This is a genomic window from Streptomyces sp. S3(2020), from assembly GCF_013044505.1.
Lineage (GTDB): Bacteria > Actinomycetota > Actinomycetes > Streptomycetales > Streptomycetaceae > Streptomyces.
Window position 1 is genome coordinate 1 of sequence record NZ_JABERD010000562.1, and the last position, 613, is coordinate 613.

Consider the following 613-nt stretch of genomic DNA (forward strand, 5'->3'; position numbering starts at 1 on the left):
CACCCTCAGCCCCGCCCTCCGGATCTCCCCCAGCAGCCGCTCCGTGCGCTCCACCAGTGTCAGCCCCGCCGTCCCGAGCGAGGCCACGGAGATGATGTCGCCGGGGAGGAGTCGCCGCCGTCCCGTCGGGTAGGTCAGCCGCTCGTCCCCCATCGAGGCCCGCCACAGGACGACCGCCGCGGCGCCGCAGTCGGCGGCGGCGCGCAGGGTGGTGGTGTCGTACGTGCCGTAGGGCGGGCGGAAGAGGTGGGGGCGGATCCCGAAGCGGGACTTGAGCTTGTCCTGCTGGCCGCAGATCTCGGCGCGCTGCCCGGCGTACGGCAGACCGCGCAGGGCGGTGTGGTCGAGCGTGTGGTTCTGGATCGAGGCGCCGACCGACTGGAGGCGGGCGAAGTGCCCGTACCCGGGGCCGACGACGCTGTCGGTGAGGAACATGCTGACGGGCAGCCGCCGTTCACGGACCAGTTCGCAGAAGGGAGTGGGCTCTACTGCGCCGGCGACGTTCGCCGTAAAAACGACCGTGCGGGGGCTGACGAGCCGCGTAGCGTCCACGGGGTCCGGGTAGCGTACGGTAATGGCAGAAACGCAATCAAGGAACAAGAGAAAGATGATA

General features: G+C 70.1%; 1 pseudogene. It reads right to left on the reverse strand.

What is annotated here, in order from left to right:
• Positions 1 to 468, reverse strand: a pseudogene (locus HLK59_RS50335) (polysaccharide deacetylase family protein); the annotation flags it as partial.
• Between the last annotated feature and the right edge of the window lie 145 nt (positions 469 to 613).